This is a genomic window from Sphingobacteriia bacterium (assembly GCA_017304685.1).
Taxonomy (GTDB): Bacteria; Pseudomonadota; Alphaproteobacteria; order Rickettsiales; family 33-17; genus JAFKLR01.
In genome coordinates, this window is record JAFKLR010000004.1 from 110,105 (window position 1) to 136,655 (window position 26,551).

Annotated in this window: 23 protein-coding genes; 13 read left to right on the plus strand and 10 right to left on the minus strand. The window is 28.1% G+C overall.

The genetic code is table 11. The annotated features are described in order from the left end of the window. Positions 1-322: 322 nt before the first annotated feature. Both J0H68_05870 and J0H68_05875 read left to right on the plus strand, forming a co-directional pair. Positions 323-1,600 carry an MBOAT family protein gene (locus J0H68_05870; GenBank protein MBN8828216.1) on the plus strand — a complete coding sequence of 426 codons (1,278 nt, stop codon included), beginning with the start codon at positions 323-325 and terminating at the stop codon, positions 1,598-1,600. Continuing rightward, entirely contained in the window at positions 1,575-2,597 is a 1,023-nt protein-coding gene (locus J0H68_05875; GenBank protein ID MBN8828217.1) for a hypothetical protein, read from the plus strand. The genes J0H68_05870 and J0H68_05875 overlap by 26 nt, the downstream gene beginning before the upstream one ends. Before the next feature lie 2 nt (positions 2,598-2,599). On the opposite strand, the gene J0H68_05880 is transcribed toward J0H68_05875, so the two are convergent. The 3 genes from J0H68_05880 to J0H68_05890 are packed head-to-tail and all read right to left on the minus strand — an operon-like array spanning position 2,600 to position 5,810. Continuing rightward, positions 2,600-3,625 carry an acyltransferase gene (locus J0H68_05880; GenBank protein ID MBN8828218.1) on the minus strand — a complete coding sequence of 342 codons (1,026 nt, stop codon included), beginning with the start codon at positions 3,623-3,625 and terminating at the stop codon, positions 2,600-2,602. A 46-nt stretch (positions 3,626-3,671) separates the two neighbouring features. After that, on the minus strand, positions 3,672-4,769 hold the full coding sequence (locus J0H68_05885) for a methyltransferase (GenBank protein MBN8828219.1): 1,098 nt from the start codon (positions 4,767-4,769) through the stop codon (positions 3,672-3,674). A 6-nt stretch (positions 4,770-4,775) separates the two neighbouring features. Continuing rightward, entirely contained in the window at positions 4,776-5,810 is a 1,035-nt protein-coding gene (locus J0H68_05890; protein ID MBN8828220.1) for a hypothetical protein, read from the minus strand. 268 nt (positions 5,811-6,078) lie between these two features. Here J0H68_05890 and J0H68_05895 point away from each other — a divergent pair, with 268 nt between their 5' ends. Then, positions 6,079-7,197 carry a hypothetical protein gene (locus tag J0H68_05895; GenBank protein MBN8828221.1) on the plus strand — a complete coding sequence of 373 codons (1,119 nt, stop codon included), beginning with the start codon at positions 6,079-6,081 and terminating at the stop codon, positions 7,195-7,197. A gap of 2 nt (positions 7,198-7,199) precedes the next feature. On the opposite strand, the gene J0H68_05900 is transcribed toward J0H68_05895, so the two are convergent. After that, positions 7,200-8,216 (minus strand): hypothetical protein, encoded by a 1,017-nt coding sequence (locus J0H68_05900; GenBank protein MBN8828222.1) that lies wholly within the window; start codon positions 8,214-8,216, stop codon positions 7,200-7,202. 27 nt (positions 8,217-8,243) lie between these two features. Beyond that, positions 8,244-9,203, minus strand: coding sequence for a hypothetical protein (locus J0H68_05905; GenBank protein MBN8828223.1), 960 nt, complete (start codon positions 9,201-9,203; stop codon positions 8,244-8,246). A gap of 269 nt (positions 9,204-9,472) precedes the next feature. Between J0H68_05905 and J0H68_05910 the strand changes: the two genes are divergently transcribed. The 6 genes from J0H68_05910 (at position 9,473) to J0H68_05935 (ending at position 15,621) form a co-directional block, all read left to right on the plus strand. Then, on the plus strand, positions 9,473-10,954 hold the full coding sequence (locus J0H68_05910; GenBank protein MBN8828224.1) for an MBL fold metallo-hydrolase: 1,482 nt from the start codon (positions 9,473-9,475) through the stop codon (positions 10,952-10,954). A gap of 37 nt (positions 10,955-10,991) precedes the next feature. Next, positions 10,992-12,113 (plus strand): aminotransferase class I/II-fold pyridoxal phosphate-dependent enzyme, encoded by a 1,122-nt coding sequence (locus tag J0H68_05915; GenBank protein MBN8828225.1) that lies wholly within the window; start codon positions 10,992-10,994, stop codon positions 12,111-12,113. A gap of 61 nt (positions 12,114-12,174) precedes the next feature. Continuing rightward, a complete protein-coding gene (locus J0H68_05920) occupies positions 12,175-13,779 on the plus strand; it encodes a hypothetical protein (protein ID MBN8828226.1) in 1,605 nt (534 codons plus the stop codon). 18 nt (positions 13,780-13,797) lie between these two features. Beyond that, positions 13,798-14,475, plus strand: a complete 678-nt coding sequence (locus J0H68_05925; protein ID MBN8828227.1) for a WbqC family protein — start codon at positions 13,798-13,800, stop codon at positions 14,473-14,475. Continuing rightward, entirely contained in the window at positions 14,468-15,166 is a 699-nt protein-coding gene (locus tag J0H68_05930; protein ID MBN8828228.1) for a methyltransferase domain-containing protein, read from the plus strand. Before J0H68_05925 ends, J0H68_05930 begins: the two co-directional genes overlap by 8 nt. Then, the gene (locus J0H68_05935; GenBank protein ID MBN8828229.1) at positions 15,145-15,621 is read left to right on the plus strand and encodes a GNAT family N-acetyltransferase; all 477 of its coding nucleotides are present in this window, start codon (positions 15,145-15,147) and stop codon (positions 15,619-15,621) included. Before J0H68_05930 ends, J0H68_05935 begins: the two co-directional genes overlap by 22 nt. Before the next feature lie 26 nt (positions 15,622-15,647). On the opposite strand, the gene J0H68_05940 is transcribed toward J0H68_05935, so the two are convergent. The 3 genes from J0H68_05940 to J0H68_05950 all read right to left on the minus strand — a co-directional run bounded on the left by J0H68_05940 (position 15,648) and on the right by J0H68_05950 (position 19,425). Further along, complete coding sequence (locus J0H68_05940; GenBank protein MBN8828230.1) at positions 15,648-17,030, minus strand: hypothetical protein; 1,383 nt, start codon at positions 17,028-17,030, stop codon at positions 15,648-15,650. An 8-nt stretch (positions 17,031-17,038) separates the two neighbouring features. Further along, positions 17,039-18,877, minus strand: coding sequence for a carbamoyltransferase (locus J0H68_05945; protein ID MBN8828231.1), 1,839 nt, complete (start codon positions 18,875-18,877; stop codon positions 17,039-17,041). Positions 18,878-19,053: 176 nt separating this feature from the next. Further along, entirely contained in the window at positions 19,054-19,425 is a 372-nt protein-coding gene (locus J0H68_05950; protein ID MBN8828232.1) for a hypothetical protein, read from the minus strand. Positions 19,426-19,695: 270 nt separating this feature from the next. On the opposite strand from J0H68_05950, the gene J0H68_05955 reads away from it, so the two are divergent. Together J0H68_05955 and J0H68_05960 are read left to right on the plus strand one after the other, a co-directional pair. Then, the gene (locus tag J0H68_05955) at positions 19,696-20,433 is read left to right on the plus strand and encodes a phytanoyl-CoA dioxygenase family protein (GenBank protein ID MBN8828233.1); all 738 of its coding nucleotides are present in this window, start codon (positions 19,696-19,698) and stop codon (positions 20,431-20,433) included. 175 nt (positions 20,434-20,608) lie between these two features. Beyond that, positions 20,609-21,679, plus strand: coding sequence for an FkbM family methyltransferase (locus J0H68_05960; protein ID MBN8828234.1), 1,071 nt, complete (start codon positions 20,609-20,611; stop codon positions 21,677-21,679). A 111-nt stretch (positions 21,680-21,790) separates the two neighbouring features. On the opposite strand, the gene J0H68_05965 is transcribed toward J0H68_05960, so the two are convergent. Next, entirely contained in the window at positions 21,791-23,197 is a 1,407-nt protein-coding gene (locus tag J0H68_05965) for a hypothetical protein (GenBank protein ID MBN8828235.1), read from the minus strand. Between the two features lie 18 nt (positions 23,198-23,215). After that, the gene (locus tag J0H68_05970) at positions 23,216-24,229 is read right to left on the minus strand and encodes an FkbM family methyltransferase (GenBank protein ID MBN8828236.1); all 1,014 of its coding nucleotides are present in this window, start codon (positions 24,227-24,229) and stop codon (positions 23,216-23,218) included. Positions 24,230-24,559: 330 nt separating this feature from the next. Between J0H68_05970 and J0H68_05975 the strand changes: the two genes are divergently transcribed. Both J0H68_05975 and J0H68_05980 read left to right on the plus strand, forming a co-directional pair. Beyond that, on the plus strand, positions 24,560-25,693 hold the full coding sequence (locus tag J0H68_05975; GenBank protein MBN8828237.1) for a YbdK family carboxylate-amine ligase: 1,134 nt from the start codon (positions 24,560-24,562) through the stop codon (positions 25,691-25,693). Between the two features lie 98 nt (positions 25,694-25,791). Continuing rightward, a complete protein-coding gene (locus J0H68_05980) occupies positions 25,792-26,535 on the plus strand; it encodes a carbonic anhydrase family protein (protein MBN8828238.1) in 744 nt (247 codons plus the stop codon). The last annotated feature ends 16 nt before the right edge of the window (positions 26,536-26,551 follow it).

The window sequence follows — 26,551 nt, forward strand, 5'->3', positions numbered from 1 at the left end:
TTAAATATCAGATTTTTGAAGGAATATTTATCAAAATAAAAGCTTTCGGGGAATATTTAGCGCAGGACTTTGATCTTACTATTTAGAACTTTTATTTATAAAAAGTATTATACAAATTCTTCTAGGCAATTGGAGAAAAATAACCTAAATAGAAATTAAAAAATAATTCTTATAAATACCATATTCAGTAATGAGTTTTCAGTCTTATCAATTTCTATTTTTGTTTTTACCAATAAGCTTAGTTTTATATCATTGGCTATTTAAGCAAAATGTACTTTTTAGAAATATATTTATAATAATAATTAGCTACATCTTTTATTCATTGGGTAACATAAATTGGGGTATTTTATTATTTTGCTCTTCATTTTTAGATTATCATCTTGGAAAAGTGATTTATCACTCTAAAAATCGTCAAATTAAAAAACTTTGTTTAATTGTTAGCGTCATAATTAATTTAAGCTTTCTATCGTTCTTTAAATATTGGGATTGGGTTATTGGCTCCGTTTTAAAATTTGAAAGTCTAAAACACGATATTCCAATCCCAGCTGGAATTTCCTTCTATACCTTTCAAAGCATGAGTTACATTATTGATGTATACCGCGGTCAATTTAAGGCTAAATGCAAAATATGGGAATATTTATCTTTCGTTTCTTTTTTCCCCCAGCTTGTTGCAGGACCAATTGAACGCGCTCCTCATTTATTACATCAATTAACAGCTAAGAAAATTTTTGTTTCTAAAAAATCAATAGATTTTGCTCTCTTTCAAATAATTTTTGGATTAACAAAAAAAATAGTCTTTGCAGACAATTTAGGAAATATAGTTGATAGATGCTTAGAAAACCTTAATCAACCTGGTATGGGGTTGATATTATTATTCTCCTTCACCTTCCAAATTTATTGTGATTTTTCAGGTTACACAGATATTGCAAGGGGTGTTGCCAGACTTTTTGGTATAAATTTAATGCGAAATTTTTTAACACCTTATTACTCTCTTAACCCTTCAGAATTTTGGCGCAGGTGGCATATAAGCTTATCAAGTTGGGTTAAAGACTATATCTATATTTCTTTAGGTGGAAATAGAGGTAGTAATACACGTAATATTATCAATTTAATTATAACCATGTTTCTAATGGGCCTTTGGCATGGCACAGGCGGGGGTTTTATTTTATGGGGAATTTTTCATGGAATAATTCTTAGCATCCATAGAATTACTAAATGGGATATTAAGTTTAAAGAAAAATTTGGAAACAAATTAGGTAATTTAATTAATAGAATAATAATGATTTTAATTATTTTATTTGGTTGGTTATTATTTTTTAGTAAATCAATGAAGCAGTTTAAAAACATATTTTATAGCACTATAAAATTATTTAATTTTAAGAATCTTGATATGTTTTTAGACTTTAGCTATGGAAGCTTGTTATTTATATTTCCCATCATTATTTTAGATTATTTTGCGTATAGAAAAAATAGAGAATATGTAGATTTTTATAAAATATTTAATACGAAAACTAGAACCATACTCATTTTAATATTAACTTATTTAATTATATTTTTTGCCAGTAGAAGTAATTATGGTTTCATTTATTTTGTATTTTAAGCATTATGTGTATGCAATAATAATAGTGCTTATTATTGAATCATCACTTACCTTCATCCCTTTACCTGAAATAAATTGGAGAGGTGATTTAATCGATACAAGTTTTAGAGCCCCTCCTATTTTACAAAAGTTTATTACAGAAGGTAAAAGAAATATTTTTCTTGGGAAAGATTACGATATTATTCAAATAGGCGATTCTTCTGGTTTTTTTGGCGTTCAACCTAAAATTATAAATGAATATTTAAGTGGAAAAAAATATTTATCAACTAATTGCTGTGCTGACCTAGGGTGGCAAGGTTATTCATATGTAGCAGAAGATTACTTATCTCAAAATCCTAAAGCAAAACACTTAATATTATATTTTTCTCCTTACTCATTACCCATGGTATATAAACAGGGATTTTCAGAAGAATATAAAAAATCGTATTTATCGATTGGAGAATTTTTAAATAATAAAATGCCTAGTTTTTCTTTAAGAGTGCCGGTTACAAATCTTTTATTTTATCATAAGTGGAGCTTTGATTTTTATAAAGATCCAAGCAGTGGTTGGTTAAATATTCCACCTTTTAAAGAATGGCTTATGAAATTTAAAGAAAGCGATGGCTGGGCTCCTTTTCCATTGCCTAATACAGATGTTCCAATTGGAAAATGCGATAAACAATTAACTGAAGGATTATTTGATTCTAATGGAAGACCTACCTTATATGATAATCTCGTTCCAATAAAAAATGTAGCGGATAAATTTAATGTTAAACTTTTGGTAATTACAAATCCTGTGGCTTGCGAGCAAAGTGATGAAATTAAACCTTTTATAGACGAACTAAATAAATTTAAAAATCACTATCCTGATGTTATTTTTTATGAACCATTTATTACTACAGTACCAAAGGAAAATATGGGTGATAGATGGCATTTAACTTCTAAAGCTTCAATCAATAATTCTCATAGAATAGGAAAATTTCTTAAAAAATATTTTGAATTAAATATTATAAAATAAACTCAAGCGATAAATTTTTTACGCAAATATTGAACTATCTTTAAATCAATAAATTTATAATATATCATATTAAATATAATAGGACCTACAATCATTGAAATAATCCAAATAATATTCATGAAATTTCCGGTAAAATTTAATTTATCCCATATGTGTTTTATAACACCCATTACTAAAAGATGAGATAAATATAAAGAATAAGACGAATCGCCAAGTAAAATTAAAGTTTGAGATACAGGTAAATATTTACAATATAATTCTAATAATAAAAATAAACTAACACTAATTAAGGTTACGATAAATATATTATAATCAGCTATATAAAGTCCGAGTAAAGCTATTATTATTCCCGGAATAGCTTTATAATTTTTGAATGAATATATGGAGCAAAATAAGCTTCCTGATAAAAATTCTAAGCAATAAGGTGAATTAATTAAACTTGAAAACGTATTTCCTATAAATAATTTTAAATTTAAAAATGGTAGCAAGTAAATAGCGTAAAGTGTAATCGGTATAAGTATGTTTTTTCTAAAAAAAGCTATAGATAATGCAAAAAATGCATAAAACCATACTTCAAAACATAATGTCCAAGTAACAGATAACAAATGCAAATAATTCGTTTTAGAAGGTATTAAGATAAATGAAGCAATTATATCAGTTTTGTTACCAACGGAGTTATTAAATAAATTAGGTTTTACTAGCCATACCCCAAAGGCAATTAACGTAAATATATAATAAGTTGGAAGTATCCTAATAGCTCGCTTTTTTATAAATTGCTTGCAGCTATCATTTTTAGTCACATACAATAAAGTTATGATAAAGCCAGAAATAAAAAAGAATATATCAACACCCCTTAATAAAAAAGGCTTATAAATTTCAAAATTTGAACTAATTTTATTATATTTTACTCCATCAGATATAAAATGAGCGAGCATAACCATGAGTGCTGCAATTGCACGCATCACTTGGATACTATAAATTTTTTGGTTAGAATTTTTTGATATATTTTTTATTGAAATATCACTCATAATTTTTAGCTCTATCTGTAATAAATAACCATAAATCGGTAATTCATTATTTTATATTATTATAATTTCTTTTAGCCTCTTCTAAAGCTCTTCCTATTTTATTGTCAGAAAAACAAGGTTCATTACCTAGCATTACTAAATGTGTAAGCCGGCCCCCTATTCTAACGGGTTCGACTAATGATGGATTTAATCCTTCACTTTTAAGAAGAGTTAAAAAATCTATTTCCTGATCTATTAATATTATAGCTTTACCAGAAGGTTTCAAATTACCAAGAAATGTTGTTATGAGATTATAAGTTGTAAGATTACCTCTTGCTTCAACTGCTCTACCCCATGGAGGGTTTGAAATGATTCTATCAGCTAAAGGTAGTGAAGAATCGCTCGAATCTGCTTTAATAAATTTAACAGGAATATCTGCTTTTTGTGCTTGTTCAATTGCATTTTTAATAGCTAGATCAGAAATATCGTAACCAATTAAATTAGTGTTTTTACATCTAAAACCTGCTTCAATTAAAAGCGTACCTGACCCACAAAAAGGATCGATTACAGTATTACTTTCTTGAATATCTGCAAGTAAAGCCATAGCGGCAGCTACTGGTGGATGAAGGGATCCAGCAATCGCTTCAGTTCGCCAATAGCGTCTATGTAAAGGCTGCTCTGTTAATTTTATACCTATACGCATAGAATCTTCTGATAAATGTACTCTACACCATAGAGCATTTGAAGCTTCTTCAGTACGGCTATCAATAAACTTTAATCCAAAACGCTTAGCAATTACAGGCCCTATAATTTCTTCAATTTCAAAGCGAGAATAATTACGCTTACCTAAAAAACTAGCGGTCACTCTAAGATTAGAAATATTATTCGGGATATTTAAAGGGAAATCACGAAGTGAATTTATTGTTCTTTCTAAAATTTGTAAGACTTGTCTTGTATGATCTATTCCACCAATTTCATCCCATAATATGTAAGCATCATCAATGCACCTAAGCTTATACACCTCATTAATATCAGTGCATTTAAATAATAAGTCACGGTGCCCAGTTTTGATTTCTGTAATACCTAAAATTAATGAAGCTTCTGCCGCTGCAACCCATTCAAGTCCTCGTGTAACACGTGCCCATATATTTAAGTTATTTTGCATAATACACTATTGTTTATCTTCAGTATTTAATAATTCTAATCCCAGATTCTTTATTATACATTTTGCATAATATTCGTGTACTGACGCATTAGGATGGTTATCAACAGGAACTTTAAAATTAGGATCTCCACTATTATATTTTTGATGATTGCAATCAAAACTTTTTATATTTAATTGTGAAAAAGCTGTTTGATAATATTCTATATCTGTCGAATAAACGAAAACAACAAAAAACGGTATTTCAAACTTTTTAGCAACATTATTCATTTCCGAAATTACTTTTAAATTTATTTCACGTGCTTCTTCAAAAGTAATCCCATATTTTACATTCAGGTAAGCTTCTTCTAATAATGCCATTAAAGCTGAATATTCCCTTAGTGGAAAAATGAATCTTTTTTTATGACGAAATTCTTTTATATTACCTTTGCTATCAAGCCTTATATATGGCTGGCCATTTGCATTTATTAGTTTATTCATATTATCTTTAATATGCACCCATAGTGGATCCATTACATTACGATTAGCATGATGTGTTGCTGCCTGATAAATTATAGCTTTAGGTTTATTATTATAGGCCCATTTCTTAGCTGCTCTCTTTAATAGTAGTAAAGCTTCATAACTCCCAAGCCCACCAACAGATAAATTAACTGATTCATAAGGAGTGTATTTTGCAATTACATTTGAGGCTACATATTTATCATCTACTGCCCAACCAAAACCTATTGAGCAACCAAAGAAATATATTTTTTTATTTAAATCTACTTTATCAACATTCTCAGAAGATCTACTTGAATCTGATAAAATAGTGATTTTGATTTTTTCACCCTCAGGAGTAGTAGAATATTCATATATTCCTGCTTTATTTATTATTCCTGTGTCTGGATCAATTTGGTGCATCACAGGTTCAAATGGTTTCTTAGGATATGGGACAAATGGTTTGTAACCAAGTAAACGCAAGCCTATTTCTGATAATAAAATTACTAAAATAATAAAAATAAAAATTAAAATGTAAAAGATATAGAATTTAAGAGTTTTATTCATCACGTTTAATATAATTTTTAAATTTGAAATTTTTATATAATTAATTATTTACCTTAGTAAATTGCTCTTTAACTTGACCTTGACATTGGTTAAGCGACTAATTAAATTTCCCATTCATAGTGCGTTTAAATAGTAAAAGAAATACAATATAACCACTTACATAAATAAAACAAGCCACTAAATAAAAGGTAATTTTTCTTAATTATAATAATTGTTAGCAAAGTGTAGAAATAAAATTAATCATAAATTTTAAAGGATAATAAAAATAATGTTTAAAAAATTCGCTGTAAAATTTATAGGATATATATTTATTTTTACTCTTATAATTAGCAGCATAGAATTTTTATCTAAAACATTTTATGAAGATGTAACTATCGAATCAGGACGAAAATCAGTAGATATAATTGTTGGCAAAGAATATCCTACAAATTTTTTAGCTTATCTTCCTCATCCCTATTGTTTATATATTAATAATCCTAATTGGGAAGCAGGTGGTTTTAAACAAAATAATAGTTTAGGTTATCGTGGCAAAGAATTTTCTTTAATTAAACCTAAAGGTGTTATTCGTATTCTAGCTCTTGGTGGCTCAACTACTTATAATTTTCCAAGTGTATTAAACCCAGAAGACGCTTGGCCTGTACAACTTGAAAAATTACTTAAAGAGCAAACTAATTTAAATATTGAAGTAATTAACGGCGGATTAAATGCTGGAACTTCTGGTGAAGTACTATCACAATATATTTTTAAACATAGATATATTAAACCTGATATTGTAATTTATAATGCTGGATGGAATGATGCAGCTACTTTAATATTTAGCAAATATGAACCTGATTATGCATCATATAGAAAATGGGGTGGTTTACCAATAAATGCACGTCCTGGCGAACAGGCTTTATTAAAGCATTCTTATTTTGCAAAAATATTTTATTCATGGTGGCTTAAAACTCCTAAAGTTTCCAATTTATTATTATTTCCTTCTGAATGGGATGAAATTACAAGCGATAAAGCTATAGCAAATGTAAAAAAACATGAACCAGTTGGTTTCGCGCGTAATTTAGAGTTAGTTTTAAGAAATATTAAACAAGATGGCGCTATTCCTATAATTATGGCTGAACAAGTTGCTCCTGTGGAGATACTTAAAACCAATAATGATCCATGGGCAATAAAAGCCTTTCCTGCTCTTTTACTTGCATTTGATAAAGTAAAACGAGATATAAAACTAATTACTACCGAAGAAAATGTTTTATTATTTCAAATGCCTGATAATTCTATTCCTTTACAGTATTTTACAGATCATGCACATGTAAATAAAGATGGTGACAGAGTAAAGGCAGAATTTTTGGCTAAAAATTTATTACCATATCTTAAAAATTGGTATAAATAATATTAAATAACCTTTTCTTTTTGCTTATTAATATTAGGGTTCCAATAAGCAGGAAAATAGCCTGACTTATCTGTACAATCTATTTCTAATTCTTTACAGATATTTTGATATTTTTCATTATTATATATTTGCTTTAAAACAATATTTTTCTTTGACCATCCACTAAAACGACTTTTAAATTCTGCAAGCGAATCGTTTTCTTTTATACCACCACCGAGTCCTAAAACCGGTATTTTAAGCGCTTTCAATTGTTTAATAGCCTCCCAGATTAAAGCTCTTGTATGGACTCTTCCTTCCATAGTAGAAGCATTTAAAAAATAATCGCTATATTTTGAAGTATAGGTGAATACAGAAACAGCTTCTAAAATATTGTTATTTTCAACACCTATACTCAAGCACTGAGGGTGAAAAAAAATTTCTTTTAATGTTTGCTCAGAGAATCGGTAAACTGTTGACGCTTGAACCCTATCAAGAGTTTGATTATACAAAGATAAAAATTTCTCGAATAATTTATTCTTATCAAATACAAAACTATAATTTTTTCTTTCCCATTGGTTTATAAGTGATCTGTGAGTACTAGAAAAGTTTGCAAAAATAGTTTTTAAATCATCTTCTAAGTTAATAAAATATAGGCTCTGACCATAAAATATGTCTTTATTTTCAAACATTGCCTGATTATTTTGTATGGGGTTTAATAAAATATAACCTGCAATAATATTATTTAGGCTCATAAATTCAGCCCATTCATTTGAAAAATTATTATATATTCCATTTATCATTAGGCCCGAGAAACCATAAGGAGTAGTAACATCATTAATAAGTTTTTTTTGTCTTATCTGCAAAGGGCAAATAGCAGAAAAATTTTGATTATACCCATGATAAAGAAAAATATTATCAAAGGAATTAGATATGGCTTTGTTATATTCATAGCTATGATAAAAGGTATGAATATTATTATGCAATACCTTTGACCAAGCATCTTTATCTTCAATTGAAATAAGTTGTTGGGTTAATTTCATTAATTTATTGATAATATAAATTTATAATTAGTTTTCAGATTTTACTAATTTTGCACAGCCAATTCCTGTTTTCCCAAAACCATTGCCATTATAAAACATATATCTGCTTCCTTTTACATCAATAATAGCAGGATATGCAACCATTAATGAATCCCATCCTTCATTAGAAACATCAAATTGCATTCTATCATCCATTCTAACCCAATTTTTTCCATCTCTTGATTCAGCGTAACCCATTCTATAACTATTTTGTCCATCTCTAAAATCCAGTGCTTTACGAGAACAATACCACATTTTATAAACCCCGTTTTCCCTTATTACACAAGGGTTAGCTATACATTCTAATTCTTCATTAGGTTCAATGCATCTGACGTTTTCACGGTTCCAATTTATCCCATCTGTTGAACTTGCATAGTATATAGTATGAAGCCCTTCTAACTTTCCATTAATGGTTAACCATTTTGTTACAACCATATACCACATGTGCCACTTACCCTCTTCTTCTTTCATAACATAAGGATTTGTAGAAAAAATTGGCTCTTCATTTGTCCTATCAAATAAAGGAGCTAAAGAATAACGTTTAAAATTTTCACCATGATTTTCACTTATAGCTAGCCCCACGGTAGAACGAAAGGGAGTGGCTTGAAGAACATTCCAGCCATGATAGTATAAATAAATTTTACCATTATGCTCGAGAACACAATCTGGTGTTATACCGCAATCATCAAAAGTTCCTAATTCTCCTAACCCTAATACTGGTTCTTCACATACTTTTATAACTTTAGTAGGATTATCAATATCAACATCTATGTAAAATATTCTTCCTTGTATTTTAGTTGATCTTGAAGCGAAAAAGATTCTTATTCTATCTTCCATAAGAAATGGTTTTGGAAAAGATGTATGTGAATTCATTAATTCCGAGTTACCTTCTACGTGAAAAACTAAGCCTAATTTTTGCCATTCCATTACTTGATCTTCACATTTCATAGTGCCCTCATAATTTTGTATATAAATTGAATTTATACGTAGGAATAAAATATTGTATTAAGTAAGTCAATATACTTGTACCGAAACAACTTTGCCTGCTATACGTTATTAAAATTACATATAAATTTAATAATATTTCTCATTACCGTAAAAGTTGCAAATATACGAACTTCAAAATTCTATTGTTTTAAAAACCCCTTGCTTAAGCATTTCAATTATGTCATTATCCTGCATTAATTTTAAGTTTATGCTAACAGGAATAAAAGTTTATGCCTCAAGCAGATTTCAAAATAACCTACATTACACATGCTTCAATTAAAATTGAATCAAAGTTTGGATCTTTACTTACTGATCCATGGATTTTAAATGAGCCAATTTATGCAATGACTACATGGAAGTTTCCTGCAGCCATAATCAAACCTGAGGAAATTGTTAATACAATTGATTATTTATATTTTTCTCATCCGCATGAAGATCATTTTCATATACCTTCCATAGATTGTTTTCCGCGTGATATTAAAATCATTCTTGCTGAATTCCCTGATTTTAATTGTTTAAGATCTTATACAATGGAAAGAACATTAAGAGAAATGGGCTTCCACAATATCATTAAGATGATGCCTTGGGAAACTATTGATTTAGGAGAAGGAGAAAAATTTACATTAATTCCTGCTTGTAAAATGAAATATTGGGATTGGGAAAATTCAGGATTTGTTCTTGAAATCGGTGATTTCAAATTACTTAACATGAATGATTGTCCTTCTGATAAAGAATTATATGAAAAAGTTGATGAAAAATTTGGTGAAATTGATTTAGCTTTTATTCAATACTCTGGCGTTTCAATGTTTCCAGGATGTTATAGAATGAGTCGAGAAGAAATGTTTGAAGCTTCTAAAGTACGCAAACATAGTTGGATTCAACAAAAAAATTTAATTGAATATTTAAAAGTAAAAAATATTGCACCTTTTGCAGGTGATTTTTCCTGGCTTAGTGACAACTTATTTCACTGCAATATAGTTAACAGATCTACACCAAAATTATTTAGTGATTTTGTAGCTAATAATTATCCAGATAAAAATATTAATGTGGTAATTATGTATCCTACTGATACATGGGATATAAATAATGGCTTAATACGTAATCATCCTGAAATTGATTGGGATAATTATGTAGAACTAATAGCTAAATTAAAAGATAAATTACAAAATAAAGTTAAAGCTGTAGATGATTGGATTAATAGTTCTAATTTACAAAATTTAAAAGAACGTAGTATTGAATATACTAATCATATCCAAAAATGGTTAAATAAATATATGGTTGATTTTACTACTCGAGTAAAATTTACAATAGAAGGGCCTAATAGTAATTTTTCTTTCGTAATTAAAGCTAATCCTAAAGATGGTGTACAATATGATTGGAATGATGCAGAAGATGTTCAACAAACTTTATTTGTTAGAGAAGAAATTTGGGCCTCTGTACTTGAATCGAAATTATTACTAACTAATTTACAATGGGCATGTGAGAATGAGCAACACACTGACTTTGTTATGGATTTAGCACGTTTTTGGTTTTGGTTTGAAAATTTCATGGATTTAAATAATAGAAATGCTCAAGCTTTAATTGATAGAGCGTTATTTCCAGAAATTAAAGAAAGAATACGTCCACAATTTGGTGTTTTTCCACAAAAAGATGAGTGGAATTTAATTGATATATATGATTCAAAAAAAGAAAATGCTCTAACAAATGTTTAATGTAGCAATTATTTAGTAGAAGGAACTATTGCTAGCTATGCCATATAATATACCTGTGATGAGAGTTAAACTACCCGAAGCTTCGGAATTAATTCCCTATTTAAATACTATTGATCAAAATGCAATATATTCTAATTTTGGCCCTTTAGTTAGAATTTTTGAAAAAGAAATAGCTTCAAACCTTAACCTTGAAAAAGAATCGGTAGTAACTGTATCAAATGCAACTCTTGGAATTTATGCAGCTTTACAAGCTTTAAATTTACCTGAGAAATCTTATTGTTTAATGCCTTCTTGGACATTTACTGCTACTCCTGCTGCCGCTAAACTTGCAGGATTAGTACCTTATTTTTTAGACGTTGATATTAATACAAAGGCTTTAACTCCTGAAATAATATATAATGAATTTGACAAAATTCCGGAAACAATTAGTTCAGTAATAGTAGTTTGTCCTTTTGGAGCTCCTATTAATTTAGAAGAATGGGCAGAATTTCAAGATCAAACAGGAATTAAGGTAGTAATTGATGGAGCCGCTGCTTATGATAGCTTTATTAGCGGATTAATGCCTGTTACCGAACTTCCTTTTATAGTAAGTTTACATGCAACTAAAATGCTAGGAGCAGGTGAAGGTTGTTTTATTGCATCTACTGATCATAAACTTATCAAGCATATTGAAGATATTGTTAATTTTGGTTTTGTAAAAAGTAGAGAATCACAAATTTTTGGTATTAATGCTAAAATGTCTGAATATACAGCAGCTATCGGACTTGCTTCCTTAAAAAATTATCCTCAAAAAAAATTACAATATCAAACAATTCGTGATTTATATATAAAACACTTAAATAATCACAATATTACACATGATTTAAAAGAAAATTATGTAAGCACTACTTGTAATATTATTTGTGAATATAATAATGATAATATAGAAAATTATTTAAGAGAAAATGGTATTGAAACCAGAAGATGGTGGGGAAATGGTTGCCATACTCAACCTGCATATATTGATTGCCCTGTCGGTAGTTTAACCAATACAGAATATTTATCATCCCATATGTTAGGCATACCATTTTTTAGCAATATTGAAAATGACACAATTAAATTTATTACTTCTAAAATTTATGAATTCAATGAACAATTTTCTGTAACAAATAGTGCATAATTGCTTAAAAATTTTTAATACACATTATATTAGATTTTTATAAAAAATTATAGGGTTATAAATGTTTAAAATTATCCAAAGGCTTACAACACCTATCCTCAGAGTTAAAAATTTTATTATTAAACGCACTAAACCTGTCAAAATTCTAAAAGAATTTACTGCAGCAAATAAAGCCTCTGATGTATTACATACATTTACAAAGCAGCAAGAAAAGGATATTTACACTTTTTTAAAAATTAATCCACTCATTAAAATAAAAGCCTGTTTCGGTGATGTTAATGTTTTAAATATTCTCAAAAGGTTTACATATGAAGAAAAACCTTTAGCTTTTGTATATTATGAAATTGCCGTATATCTTGCAAATTCTGCTCATCATAAACTGGCTATTGAGTTATTTCAACAAACTCTTAAAGAATATCCTGATATAATGATTCATTCAGTATATTTGCAGATACTGCAATTTTATGAAGGAAGTACCAATGAAAGCTTATTAGCGGCTCATCAAGAATTTAACAAGCTTTATACAAAAAAATATCATATTAAACATTTAACAAACACCCCAGATAAAAATAGAAAAATAAAAGTAGGATATTTGTGTCATTTTTTTGATAATAGCGTTTCAAGAAATTGTTTATTACCTATGCTAAAAGCACATGATATAAATAAATTTGAAATTTATTGTTATGATGATGGCGAAACCGGAGAAGAAGTAAAAAAGATTGCTCATAAGTGGCATGACATTAGAGGTTGGAGTGATGAGCAAGTATACGATTTGATTATTAAAGATCAAATTGACATATTACAAGAATTAAACGGTCTTGTTTTAATAAACCGTTTTAATGTATTAAATATGAGAGCAGCTCCTGTCCAAATGAATTGGTACAATCATGCATCTACAACAGGGCTTGCCAATGTTGACTATGTTGTTAGTGACAGAATATCAATAACTGATGAAGATAAACCTTATTATACAGAAAAAGTTTATCAAAATGATATTTTTATTGGCGCAGTACAGCTTGAAGGACGTTTTCCTGACCATTCTTTAACTCCAGCGTGTATAGAAAATAAATATGTAACATTTGGTTGCTTTGGAGCTTCACATAAATATTCGCAAGAGGCTTTAAGATTATGGGCACAAGTTATGAAAAGAGTCCCTAATTCAAGAATATTTCTTAAATCAGCACCTTTTACTTACGAGCAATATAAAAACTCAATACTTGAAGTTTTTAAAGATAACGATATCGATGTATCACGTATTTATTTAGAAGGATGGTCTGAACACTCTGAAATGCTCAAATTATATGATAAAATTGATATTATGCTTGATACCTTTCCTACTACTGGTGGTACCACTACATTTGAAGCTTTGTGGCAAGGAATTCCGGTAGTAACTTTAAGAGGTAATCGTTGGTCATCTAGGTCCGGTGCAAGTACTTTAACAGCTTTAGGTGCTACAGAACTTATTGCTAATGATAAGGAAGAATATATACAAAAACTTACAGAACTTGCTAATAATTATTCACGAATCGAATATTATAGAAAAAATCTTAGAGATATGATGAGAAAATCACCATTGGTCGATATTACTAGATTTGCAAAAGATATGGAAAAAGCGTATATTCATATGTGGAATGAATGGTGCGACTCTCAAAATCATTCATCATAGCTTAAATAAATAGGAATTATGTTAACCGCAGCAGTAATGCAACCTTATTTTATACCTTACGCAGGTTATTACAGATTATTTGCTGCCACTAATTTATTTGTAATTTTTGATTGCGTACAGTTTCCTCGTAGAGGTTGGGTTCACAGAAATAAATTTAGTAATGATGGTAAAGAAGTATGGTTAACTTTACCAATAGAGAAATGCCCTCAAGAAACTTTAATTAAAGATTTGCATTTTCATAAAGATGCACAAAATTTATTAGAGAGCCAATTATGTAAAATTGATTGTTTAAAAAAATTACCTTTAATTTTTCCTGAGTTAGATAAAGCTATAAAGAATATTAATAAGTCAGTAGTTGATTATATCATCGATATTAACAAACTTATTTGTAACCATTTAAACATAGAATTTAATATTATAAAATCTTCTACTTTAGATATAGATCCGGAACTTAAAGCTCAGGATAGAATTCTAGCTATATTAAGGGCGTTAAACGCAAATCATTACATAAACCCACCTGGTGGCAGAGATTTATATGATGCTAATATATTTCAACAAAATTCTATAAAATTAGAGTTTTTAAGTGCGTATGAAGGTAATTTTAGAAGCATTTTAGAAAGAATAATTATGGAAGATAAAAATACTATAAGAGAAGAAATTTTTAATAATTGTAATAGTTTAATATTAAATGACTAATTCTAATATTAATTTTAAGCCTGACTATCACCAATTAGTTGAGCATTATGAAAAGTGTTTTAAGCAACATGGGGCAAGTCATAAAGGTGTAGATTGGCCAAATGAACATGATGCATTTAAAAGACTTAGAATTATGCTTGAAATAGTTAAGTTTCATGGAAATCAAAAAGTAAAATTACTTGATCTTGGTTGCGGATATGGAGCGCTTTTTAGTTATCTTAAGTCCCATAATCTATTAGAGAAAATTGATTACCACGGTGTAGATTTATCAAATGAAATGATTTCATATGCGCAAAGTAATTTTGAACCTCAGAATTTTGAAGTTAAAGATGTAATTTCAAATCCCTTTAATGATAATCAGTTTGATTTCGTAATTATGAATGGAGTGTTCACTGAGAAACTCTCCATGACTCAAATTGAGATGCAAGAATTTTTTATAACTTTAATAAAGGAAGCTTCTAAAATTAGTAAATTTGGCTTTGCTTTTAACGTTATGAGTAAACATGTCGATTATGAAAAAGATCATTTATTCCATATTTCTTATGATGAAATAGCAAGCATTTTAAAAAAAGAGCTAAATATAGTAAATAATTACTCATTTAGAGCTGATTATGGATTATATGAATTTACATCTTATGTATATAAAATACCTTACGAAGAAAGAAAATCATGGAACAATATAGAATTTTAAATACAACTGATTTAACACCAGAATTTTTTAATCAATATAAAACCCTTATAAAGGAAAATTTTCGTTATATTTTCACTTCTGAATTAGTAAATAATTATATTGAAACTTTTAATTTAAGTAAATTATCTCAAATTATCCAAAACCAAGGGTTACTTGCTATTTATGAAGAAAATAACTATGTAAATGGCTTAATTTTATGTACTCCCCAGGAAGGTGGCGTAGGTACCATAATATGGTTAGTAGTTAATAATAATTGTCGTCATAAAGGTATTGGCAAAAACCTGTTTACAATGGCAGAAGACCATTATAAAGCAATTAAGTGTCATAAAATTAAACTAACAGCTCCTTCTGAAGAAGTAGTAAATTTTTATAAAAAGATTGGCATGCAAGTTGAAGGGTTTCACCCAAATCATTGGTATAATAAAGATTTTTGGTCCTTAGGAATTGTAATATAAATAAAATAAAGATTAAATGGATATTATTACTTAATTAAACTACTTTCTTTATCAAAATAAATAGGTTTAAGTATTTTATACATTTCTTTTGCTATTATTTCAGACCCTTGAATAGAGTAATGTACGGCATCACCTGAATATACATCATTTTTAAACCCTTCCAAGTGATTAAAAACATGGCTAAGGCTAAAATGGGTAGAAGGTATAGAAAAAGTTGTATAATAATCTTCAAATTGTTTATATATTGGGTTTACATTCAAATAAACATCTATATTTATACCTAATAATCCATAAATAGCTAATGTATAATCGAGTGTTGGTCTATACTCTTTAGCAATAGGAGTTTTTATATTTCTAATATAAAACTTATGTCTTTCAGCAGCTAAAGGATAATATTTTTCTGTTAAAATTGGTTGTAAAAAATGAAAATGCGGCGCTTTAAATTTATTATTGAGCGTTTCTATGAAATCATTATGATGTTTACGAAAATTATTTAATAAACCTTCTGTAAAATTCTGTTCAAATTTAACAGTATTATTTTCATCTATAGACAAATTATATTGATTTTTTTTATTGTTTTTAAATGTATTCATACGCCAGAAGTACGTACTTGTATATGGCATAATTTTAAAACTATAAAATGCTAAGTTTTGCATAATAGAGCTTTTATATTCAGCAGGTTTACTTGCCCCCGCTTGCATATTTTTATTATCATTTAAATACTTAAATAAGTAAATAAGGTATTCATTTACTCCATCTAAACTTATTATTATTGAAGGAGTAATAGAATATTTAGTAAAATAGCTACTTAATGCTTTTATTAATAAGAGATAGCTTTCATTATTATAACCGGGTTGCCCTAAGTTCAATAAAATATAGTTTTTATAATCTGCATCTACATTTTTAAGAAAATGATAAGGCCAATTAATACTTAAAACAGTAGTTGAGCCTCCAAAACTAGTTATTAATTTTTTATTCTTACTTTTTTCAGCAAGAAGTTTAAAAAATTCATCTCTTGAATCAACAGTTTTATAACTTATATTTTTTTCTTTTAAATTATCTTTATACCAATGAGCATTTTTAGCTATATCAGTTTCAAATGCCCATATAGTACCTTGATCATAAAATTCATAACACATCATCTCTAAAAAAACTTTATCAGTTTCGTTACTCATTTTAGAAAAGGCTTTTTTATTTTCAGGGTACATTAAGTCATTAATATTATCTTTTGACAATCTTAAGAAAGTAAAGTAACGATTATTAAATATAGTTTTATCTAATTCAGTTAACTCAAAAAAATTCTTTTGATATAAAAAACCAAAAGTAAATTCTATTAAGAATATAAAAAATAAAGTGGAAGCTGTAGCTAGTATAATATTTTGTAGTATAGGCTTTAATTTACTATTCATTACTATCCTTAATCAAGCTCAAATAAATTCTTATAATCTAAAATTAATTCTTCTGGTTGTTCTTCTTTAATTAAGAAGTAATTACCCACTACTAGCACATCAAGGTTAGAACCCATAAAGCAACGATAAGCATCTTCTGGTGAACAAACAATTGGTTCTCCTCTAACGTTGAAGCTTGTGTTTACGAGTACAGAACAACCGGTGATTTTTTCAAATTCACTGATAAGAGCATGATATCTAGGATTAGTTTCTTTATGTACAGTCTGAATACGAGCTGAATAATCTACATGCGTTACTGCAGGTATGCTTGAACGCGCAACATTTAATTTTTCAATTCCAAATAAAGCTTTTTGATCTTCGGACATTTCAATCCTATGTTTTGAAGCAACATCAGCAACTATTAACATATATGGACTATCGCTATCTAAATCAAACCATTCACTTACTTTTTCTGCTAAGACTGAAGGTGCAAAAGGTCTAAAGGATTCTCTAAACTTAACTTTTAAATTTAAATTCTTTTGCATTTTTGGAGAACGTGGGTCTGCTATAATCGATCTATTACCTAAAGCACGAGGCCCAAACTCCATTCTACCTTGAAACCATCCTATTGCTTTTTCATCTGATAAAGCTTTTGCAGTTTGCTTTATTACTTGTTCATCATTTAATTTAGTATATTTAGCACCAATTCTATTAAAAGTTTCTTCTATTTCTTTTTCTGTAAATTCAGGTCCTAAATAAGAGCCATGCATGGTATCAGATTTACTTGTTAAATTTCTAGACTTGTTCTCTTTAAGATAATAACCACTTAATGCCGCACCTAAAGCACCTCCGGCATCACCTGCCGCAGGTTGAATCCAAATATTTTTAAAAATATTTTGTTTCAAAATTTTACCATTTGCTACGCAATTTAAAGCAACACCACCCGCAAGACATAAATTTTCTATTCCATATTCTTTTCTGGCAAACTTTACCATTTTAGTAACAATTTCTTCGGTTACAACTTGGATAGATGCTCCTATATCCATATGTTTTTGTGTAAGTTCTTCATCTGGATGACGAGGCTTTAAACCAAACAAACCATCAAATTTTTTATTAGTCATAGTTAAGCCAGTACAATAATCAAAATATTCCTGATTTAATCTAAATGACCCATCTTCTTTTAAATCTAGTAAATTATCAAAAATTATGTCGGTATAAATAGGGTTTCCATAAGGAGCTAACCCCATTAATTTATACTCACCAGAATTTACTTTGAAACCCGTATAATATGTAAAGGCCGAATAAAGTAACCCTAAAGAATGCGGAAAATGCATTTCTTTTACAATTTCTAAATTATTCCCTTTACCAATCGATAAGCTTCCTGTTGCCCATTCACCTACACCGTCAATAGTTAAAACAACTGCTTCATTAAACATTGAAGGATAATAAGCGCTTGCTGCATGTGATAAATGATGCTCACTAAAAAATACTTTTTTAGTAAAATCATATTTTTTTTGATTAATTTTATTGAGGTTTTCAGCAATTAAACTTTTTTGAAAAAGTTTTTCTTTTACCCAGACAGGTATAGCTTTAGTGAATGATTTAAACCCTTTTGGAGCAAAAGCAATATAAGTTTCCATTAACCTTTCAAACTTTAGTAAAGGTTTTTCATAAAAATAAATTGCATCAATCTCTTCTAAAGTTGTATTAGCTTGCTTTAAACAAAATTTAACTGCATTAAGTGGAAAAGATTCATCGTGTTTTTTACGTGTAAATCTTTCTTCTTGAGCAGCTGCAATAATTTTTCCATCTTCAATAATTGCTGCTGCACTGTCATGATAAAATGCAGAGATGCCTAAAATTTTCATAATCTAATCAACTAAAAAATTGTATAAATAAATGGTGCTAATGCACTACCTTTAGTTAAGAATAACAATGTACCAAAAAGCAACATTATAGTTAAGATAGGTAATAACCAAAATTTTTTCCTAACTCTCATAAATAAAAACAATTCTTTTAATAGGTCAGTCATTTCTTTTCTCTTCTAAAATTGGTTTTCAAATTTGCTTTTATATTGTTTGTTAACCCAATATGATTTAGAGCTTTTATCAAATTTAAGCCCTAGATTATCTTTTTTGAATAATTTAAAATATAATCCAAAAGGAACGATTACTAAATAATAGATCAAAAATAATATTATTGGGGTAGTAATTTTACTAAGGAGTAAACCAAATTGATACCATATTAAATTAAGTGGTTTTAAAAATTTTGGTGTAAATATAGTTACTATAAAAAAAATAATAGCTAAACTTAAAGTATATAAATTTATTTGTTCAGTTTTATAAAAAATATAACCTGAGATTAATAAGAAAACTCCTGCAAAAGTGTATCCGAAATTTTTTTCCGTTGGTTGCATAGAATAAACTTTTATTTGAATTAAAAACTATCTTTTATGACACCAAGTTAAATTTGTTAAATACTTCTTATTGAAAAACAAAGATAATTACAATATTAGTAAATAAGTAATTTAAAGCTTAAATTAAGGCTATATGGAGAATTTTTTCTAAAATTAGCCTTTCTTTTTTGCCAGTAAAAATGCTCTTAATTATCTTCTTATAATAAGTTGACCTACGCTTTAAAAAGTGTTAATTTTGGCATAATTTTAGACTTAAATATGAGATAAAAAATGAACGAAGTAACTAATCTATCATTTTTAGATAATAAACAAGCTGCTTTAAATTTTTATAATGAAAATGGTTATTTTATTGAGCATAATTTGTTTACTCCTGATGAATGCGATAAACTTATTGAAGCTTCTCAAACCCTTCCTTCTGCTCTCGACAAAACATTTAAGCCATTTATGATGCCACATCGTCTTAACGATATCTTTCTAAAAGCTATGGCTTACCCTAAATTGGTAGATATAATGTCTATTCTTGTTAATGGGGAAGTCAGTGGCCTCCAAACTGAATTCTTTTTCTGCAAACCTGGAACACGAGGATTTTCTCTCCATCAAGATAATTTTTTTGTTGAGGCAGATAAAGAAGTTTTCGCTTCAGCATGGATTGCACTTACAGATGTATATAAAGATAAAGGTAGTTTAATTGCTTACCCTGGTACTCACAAAGAAGACTTGTTGCCTACTAGAAAAATTCAGTTAGAAAAGGATTCAGGCCAAGACCCTAACGCTAATAATGAAGAAGTTATTGTGCCAGAGAATTACTCACCAATGGATGCGATAGTTCCAAAAGGCTCAGTATTTTTTATTCACGGCAATCTTGTACATGGTTCAAATCCTAATATAACAAATGATTTCCGTTATGTTTTACTTTGTACTTATATTAGAAAGGGTGAAAAATTTAGACCTGGTCGTTACGCACAAAGAGCAGAAGTAAATCTTTATAATATTGATACAACTTTTTAATTATCACTTATAAATTTTTCTAGCTTTTTATTTTACACGTTAACCTTGGGTTTAATGCAAATATGATAAATATTGACAAGCAAATTCAATATGTTAATTTGTTTTGAATTTTAAAATCTTATTATAATTGAATTAAAATCATTCTCAATAACCTTTAAATCAAATGGAGTAAGCAGTGTTTTTAGGAACAGAGTTAAACGCTTTAATAAATAATAATTTATTTAAAGAAACCTCAGTATATAAAGAATTTAAAACACTCCCATTAGGTTTCGTGGATATTGGAGCTCGCGGTGGAACTCATGATATTATTGAACCTATTGCGGGCATTACTTCTGTTCTTGGTTTTGAAGCTGATGAAGAAGAATGTAAAAGATTAATGTCATTACCTGAAGTGGTAAATAACTGGTCAGAATTCAAATTAGAACCCATAGCATTATATGATAAAGAAGGGGAAGTTGACTTACATTTACTTTCTGCATCAACTAACCATTCATTACTTAGCCCAAACCCTGTTTTTATAGAACGTTATAACATGGTCAAATGGCACGAAGTTGGAAAATGCACATTAAAAGCAACAACCTTAGATAAAATTTTAGAAAACAACCAAAAAACTAATATAGCTGAATTTATTAAAATTGATACTCAAGGAACCGAATACGAAATATTTCAAGGAAGCCTAAATACTCTTACAAATAAAACTTCAGTAATTATAACTGAAGTTGCCTTTTGTGAGTTATATAAAGGACAAAAACTCTTCTCAGAAGTAGAAATGTTATTAAGAAGCCTTGGCTTTTCCTTTTATGGTTTTATGCCAATTCGAACCCGTGCAAAAAAATTATTAGATAAGAAAGATCATGTATCGATGGAAAGAGCCTTTTATACTGATGCGGTATTTTTTAAAGATCCTCTAGATAAGAAGCTAAACAAACAATTAAATGATAGAGATGTTAAAGTTGTATTTATGGCAGCCTTACTCATAGGTTACTATGATTTCGCTTTAGAACTTGCTAGTTCAACTTGGGCAAAAAATGATAGTAATGAGCAAGCTATAATTAGAAAACTAATTGATGAACTTTCAAGCATTCAACCAGTTACTACTATCGAAGCATTGAATTCTTTAAATGCTCAGGTAAATAAAACTCCTGAATATGCTAACGTATTAGTAGGTAACTTCGTAGATCGCAGACGTAAATTTAATGATTACGATGATATTCTTAATATTTCACCATTACCTAAAACAGTATAAATTCTATTTTTATTTTAAATTAAATCATAATTTGTGAATATTAAGACAACTGATTCTTTTAAGGTTTGAGTTATAGCAAGTCAAACCTTAAAGAAGAAATAGTAAATAATATTAGATATCTGTTTTATATCCAGTTTCGAAAACTTTATTAAGATTATGAGTAAATTCTTCATCGCTGCATGAAGTATAATGGTAAGAAGAAATAATCTTTTTAAAAAACTTTGATGGAAGAATTTGGCCGTTATTTACATAATACAAATTACCTGCATTTAAGGTAATAACAGGTATAGGTTTAATATCATTCTTTGCATCAAAAATTACTACTTTACCCAAAATATCTTTATTTTTATCTTCGACTATTTGAACTTGTCCTTTTTTAGTAGAATTTATTTTTTTCATAATAAATTCTATACATTTTCTAGGCACATAGAATAAAGGCTTAAATTTTTTGTATATAGAACCTAAAAATGGCACTACATAGTAGGGGAAAATTTTATATGCTTTACGTAACCTTAATAATTGTCTTAAATAATAGAAAAATGGTAAAACTTCTTTTGAACTTAACGCCATTAAAGTCCTAAGTTCAAGTAAAGAAAAATATATTCTATGAATAGTGAAATATAATTTAGGAATTTTATAATTAACCTTAGTAATAACCTTATCATTATCAACATCATATAAAACTAGCGTTTTACTTTTCTCATCTTGATAAATTTTATATGAATTAATTTTTGCTTCATGAGCTTTTATATGAAGATATGTTAATCTTGCATAATAGCAATGTAAGGTTTGAGTTTTATGAGAAACATTTCTGCTCCACTCATCATACATTATGGAACTTTTGCATAACGAATTAAATCTGCTTTCTGTTGCATCACCAAATATTTCTAAATCATCTAAAATATTTTCATTTACAGGAATGTCACGCGAAATAGGTGCTTTAATATAAGGACTATAAAATGAACCAATGCCCCTTCCTAAATGGTAGCTAATAGATTGCAAAAATACATCTGATCCCCAGCAATCACCATATCCATTAGTTAAATCCAACCATTTTTTTGTAATGAAACAAAAACTATCCGGCAAATAATTTAATTGGCCAACATTATAATAATTTAAATATCTAGCATGAGAGACTTTTAATCTAAAAATATCATCGTCAAAATATTTATAATATTTTCTTACGACACTATCCCAATCCTTTTTAAATTTTGCTTCATCAGTCATAAGTAAAACAAAATAGGCATTAGGGCTAACATATTTTAGCGTCAATTGATTATTAATCCACATTGTATAGTATCCATACAAACGTGGGGAACTTACCCACTGAGTTTTAAATGGATAATTATCAATTTGTTTCATTATATCTTGATATAAGCTTGCCTGATCCTCGTCGATTTTAATAATAAGCTCAATATTTTTACAATCAGCTGTATTATTTTTTAAGGTTTCAAGAAGGTTTTTTAATTCTGCAGGCCTTCTCGTAGGTACTATTATAGAGATTAAACAATCTTTCATTTTTACTATTATTAAGAATTATAATATTGTTCTATTATTTAAATAATAAAGTATTTCTTTATTATCATTCGAGGATTGTAAAATATTTAAACCCTTATTAGCTCTTGAAATTGCTCTTTCTAAATATAATTCTTCTGCTTTAGTAATTACTTTTATACTCTCTTCCCTATCAACAGGGTTTGTAATTAACTTTTCTGCAATTTCGATAGCAGAATCATATAAATTATATAACATAAATAAAATTATATAATAGTAAGGAAAACTATCATTTTTAATATTAGAAGCATTTAAAATTGGATCTTTTACAAATAATGCATCAGCATGAAATAATCTTTGACGAGATAAGGACTTAGCAGGCTTTGTTCTTCTATGCGATCTAAACATATAATCTGTAAATGTTATAAAACTAAATCCTAATTCACGTAAATAAAGCTCTACTTCTGAAAATAAAGGTATATTTGAATATGAAGGGAAAAAATTAACTTCAGAAATTATTGCACAAACATTGTTTTGAATAAATTCTTTTCCACCTTTAATAATATCTAAATCTGCTCCTTGAGCATCTAATTTTAAAATAAAAAAATCATCTTTAGTAAATTTTTCATTTTTTAATACTGAATCTAAACTCGAAACTGAAATGGTTTCTATATTTTCTACGTCATAACCTACTAAACCATATCTTGAAGTATAATGTGGATGTGGAGAATATAAAGAAGAACACATAGAACTTTTTGTTATATGTAGATCAGCTTGCTTTTCTTCATTGCTTAAAGCAGCATTAAAAAATTTACATGAGTGATAAGCTTGATTTCTATTAATAAGCTTTTCATATTCATTTTTATTAGGTTCAAAGAAAATAACATCTAAGTAATTAGATATAGGCTTAAATTCATCAATGATTTCATCTTTTGCGCCTACATCGATAAATCCTATCGCTTTATTAAGGATAGCCTTCCCCATTGGTGAATCTTCAAAACCAATTTTTTCTAAATCACTTTGATTTAAATTCTGTTTTGTAAGGGTATCTTGCATAAAATATACTCTATTTTAAAAATGCAATATATTTAAGGCTATGAGTTTAGTCAATAAAAAATATTTTAACCTACGCTTGCTAAATTGCGTTTTTAGCAAAATTTAAAAATTTTAAAATTACTACTTCTATATCATTAATATATAAGTGTTAGTTAGCGATTTTACCGTATCACAGCACCCTATTACATTTCAATGAACAATGTTTTTAAAAATAACTTTTAAAATCTCTTTGAAGTTTGCTCGTTTTTAAATAAACTTATTAACCCACATATAAAATTACTAAGTGCTTTATAAGGATGGTAAATATTTTAATAATAATTTTGAGGTAATATGGCAGATTTATTCTTTGAACCGAGTAAACATTTAACTTTAGGTGTAGAAATTGAATTACAACTTATTGATCCTAATAATTTTAATTTATATCCAAAGGCTTTAGAGATCTTAAAATTATGTAATAATGCAGAGAAAATTAAACCTGAGCTTTTTCAAAGTATGTTAGAAATTAATACTGGAATCTGCAATAATGTTCACGAGGTAAAAGAAGATATAAAACAAACTACAAATTTATTATATAATATTTGTAAACAAATAGGCGTAGAATGCGCTACAACTGGCACACACCCTTTTGCTCGTTATGTAGAACGTAAATTATTCCCATCTGAAAGATATAGAAATTCTATTGATAGAAACCAATGGATTGCCAGAAGATTATCTATTTTTGGCTTACACGTTCACATCGGGATGAAATCAGGAGAAGAATGTATTAAATTTATGAATTTATTCCAGAAATTTTTACCTCATTTAATTACTATTTCTGCAAGTTCTCCCTTTTGGCAAGCCAAAGATACCGGTTTAAGTTCTTCTAGACTTAGTATTTTTGAAGCTTCACCAACCAGCGGTCATTGCCAATGGATGTATGATTGGAATGATTTATCAGAACAAGTAAATGCCCTTATAAATTGCGGTGCAATCAAATCAACAAAAGATTTATGGTGGGATTTAAGACCAAGCCCAGATTTCGGCACGCTAGAAATAAGAGTATGTGATGGAATAGCCACCTTAAATGAATTGCTAGCTATTGTTGCTTTTATCCATACTTTAGCACATTGGTATGAAAACTTATCAAATGCACAAAGAAAAGATCTTGGTTTATTAGAATACATCCCATTATGGCTTATTAGAGAAAACAAATGGCGTGCTATGCGTTATGGTTTTGAAATGGATTTAATTAAGAACAATTCCGGTGAGACTATTCCTATAAGAAAAGATTTTATAAATATAATTAATCAGTTAAATGAAGTATCGGAAAAATTAGGTTATCAAGAATATTTTACTTACTTATTTACTATACTAAAACATGGTAATAGTGCTACAAGACAGAAAAAATATTTTAATAAACATAAAAGTTTTAAAAAAGTAGCAGAATTTAATGTTAAGGAATTTAAGCAAAGCTTTATCGGTTGAAATAATTAATATTTTAATTATAAATATATATGGAATTAAAATGATTCCGTATAAATAGACTTATTATTTGATAAAAATTTTTCATAAGGATAATTCAGATGTTTAATATTATTAAATTACAGCATTTTTTAACGCATTTAACCTTAATTTTCTTTTCTATATTTTTTAACGCCTTATCAGATAATTATATTTATATGTATTATGAAAATGAATTTGTCCCAACTAATTGGGAAAATCTTTCAAGTGATTATAACCATTGTCACAATGGCAACTCTCAATCTCCAATAAACATAACCCCTTCTTTAAATAAAATTAAAAATCTGAAATATTTTTATTCATCTTTAAAGCCAGAGCAAATTGTTGATAATAAAGGTACAGCTTTAAAACTGAAACAAAACAATCAAAATTATATTTTAATTAATGATAAAAAATATAATTTAGTTCAATTTCATTTTCATAATTTAAGTGAACATACCCTTAATAGTAAAAAATATGATATGGAATTACATCTGGTACATCAAAATGAAGACGACACTCTTGCAGTAATTGGAATTTTAATTAAAGAAGGAAAGTCACATTCGGAAATTAAAAAACTATTAAACTATCATCCCGATAAAAATATTCCAGAAAATTCAACAAATATAAACTTAGGTAGATTATTGCCTAATAATAGTAATATTTATAACTATGTAGGCTCTTTAACAACCCCTCCTTGTACTGAAGGAGTAAATTGGTTAGTTATGGATAAACCAATTGAAGCTTCAATTGACGAAATTACTGCTTTAAGGAATTTAATTAAATTTAACTCTAGACCTATACAAAATTTTAAAATTGCTAGTTAAGTAGTAAAAGAGATAA

Bases quoted from the DNA above. Each gene is read 5' to 3' on its own strand.
- J0H68_05890 (MBN8828220.1), bottom strand. From the start codon at position 5,810: ATGAATAAAACTCTTAAATTCTATATCTTTTACATTTTAATTTTTATT.
- J0H68_05975 (MBN8828237.1), top strand. From the start codon at position 24,560: ATGGCAGATTTATTCTTTGAACCGAGTAAACATTTAACTTTAGGTGTA.
- J0H68_05900 (MBN8828222.1), bottom strand. From the start codon at position 8,216: ATGAAATTAACCCAACAACTTATTTCAATTGAAGATAAAGATGCTTGG.
- J0H68_05905 (MBN8828223.1), bottom strand. From the start codon at position 9,203: ATGAAATGTGAAGATCAAGTAATGGAATGGCAAAAATTAGGCTTAGTT.
- J0H68_05980 (MBN8828238.1), top strand. From the start codon at position 25,792: ATGTTTAATATTATTAAATTACAGCATTTTTTAACGCATTTAACCTTA.
- J0H68_05895 (MBN8828221.1), top strand. From the start codon at position 6,079: ATGTTTAAAAAATTCGCTGTAAAATTTATAGGATATATATTTATTTTT.
- J0H68_05915 (MBN8828225.1), top strand. From the start codon at position 10,992: ATGCCATATAATATACCTGTGATGAGAGTTAAACTACCCGAAGCTTCG.
- J0H68_05925 (MBN8828227.1), top strand. From the start codon at position 13,798: ATGTTAACCGCAGCAGTAATGCAACCTTATTTTATACCTTACGCAGGT.
- J0H68_05935 (MBN8828229.1), top strand. From the start codon at position 15,145: ATGGAACAATATAGAATTTTAAATACAACTGATTTAACACCAGAATTT.
- J0H68_05885 (MBN8828219.1), bottom strand. From the start codon at position 4,769: ATGCAAAATAACTTAAATATATGGGCACGTGTTACACGAGGACTTGAA.
- J0H68_05920 (MBN8828226.1), top strand. From the start codon at position 12,175: ATGTTTAAAATTATCCAAAGGCTTACAACACCTATCCTCAGAGTTAAA.
- J0H68_05875 (MBN8828217.1), top strand. From the start codon at position 1,575: ATGGTTTCATTTATTTTGTATTTTAAGCATTATGTGTATGCAATAATA.
- J0H68_05880 (MBN8828218.1), bottom strand. From the start codon at position 3,625: ATGAGTGATATTTCAATAAAAAATATATCAAAAAATTCTAACCAAAAA.
- J0H68_05950 (MBN8828232.1), bottom strand. From the start codon at position 19,425: ATGCAACCAACGGAAAAAAATTTCGGATACACTTTTGCAGGAGTTTTC.
- J0H68_05930 (MBN8828228.1), top strand. From the start codon at position 14,468: ATGACTAATTCTAATATTAATTTTAAGCCTGACTATCACCAATTAGTT.
- J0H68_05940 (MBN8828230.1), bottom strand. From the start codon at position 17,030: ATGAATAGTAAATTAAAGCCTATACTACAAAATATTATACTAGCTACA.
- J0H68_05965 (MBN8828235.1), bottom strand. From the start codon at position 23,197: ATGAAAGATTGTTTAATCTCTATAATAGTACCTACGAGAAGGCCTGCA.
- J0H68_05910 (MBN8828224.1), top strand. From the start codon at position 9,473: ATGCCTCAAGCAGATTTCAAAATAACCTACATTACACATGCTTCAATT.
- J0H68_05970 (MBN8828236.1), bottom strand. From the start codon at position 24,229: ATGCAAGATACCCTTACAAAACAGAATTTAAATCAAAGTGATTTAGAA.
- J0H68_05945 (MBN8828231.1), bottom strand. From the start codon at position 18,877: ATGAAAATTTTAGGCATCTCTGCATTTTATCATGACAGTGCAGCAGCA.
- J0H68_05955 (MBN8828233.1), top strand. From the start codon at position 19,696: ATGAACGAAGTAACTAATCTATCATTTTTAGATAATAAACAAGCTGCT.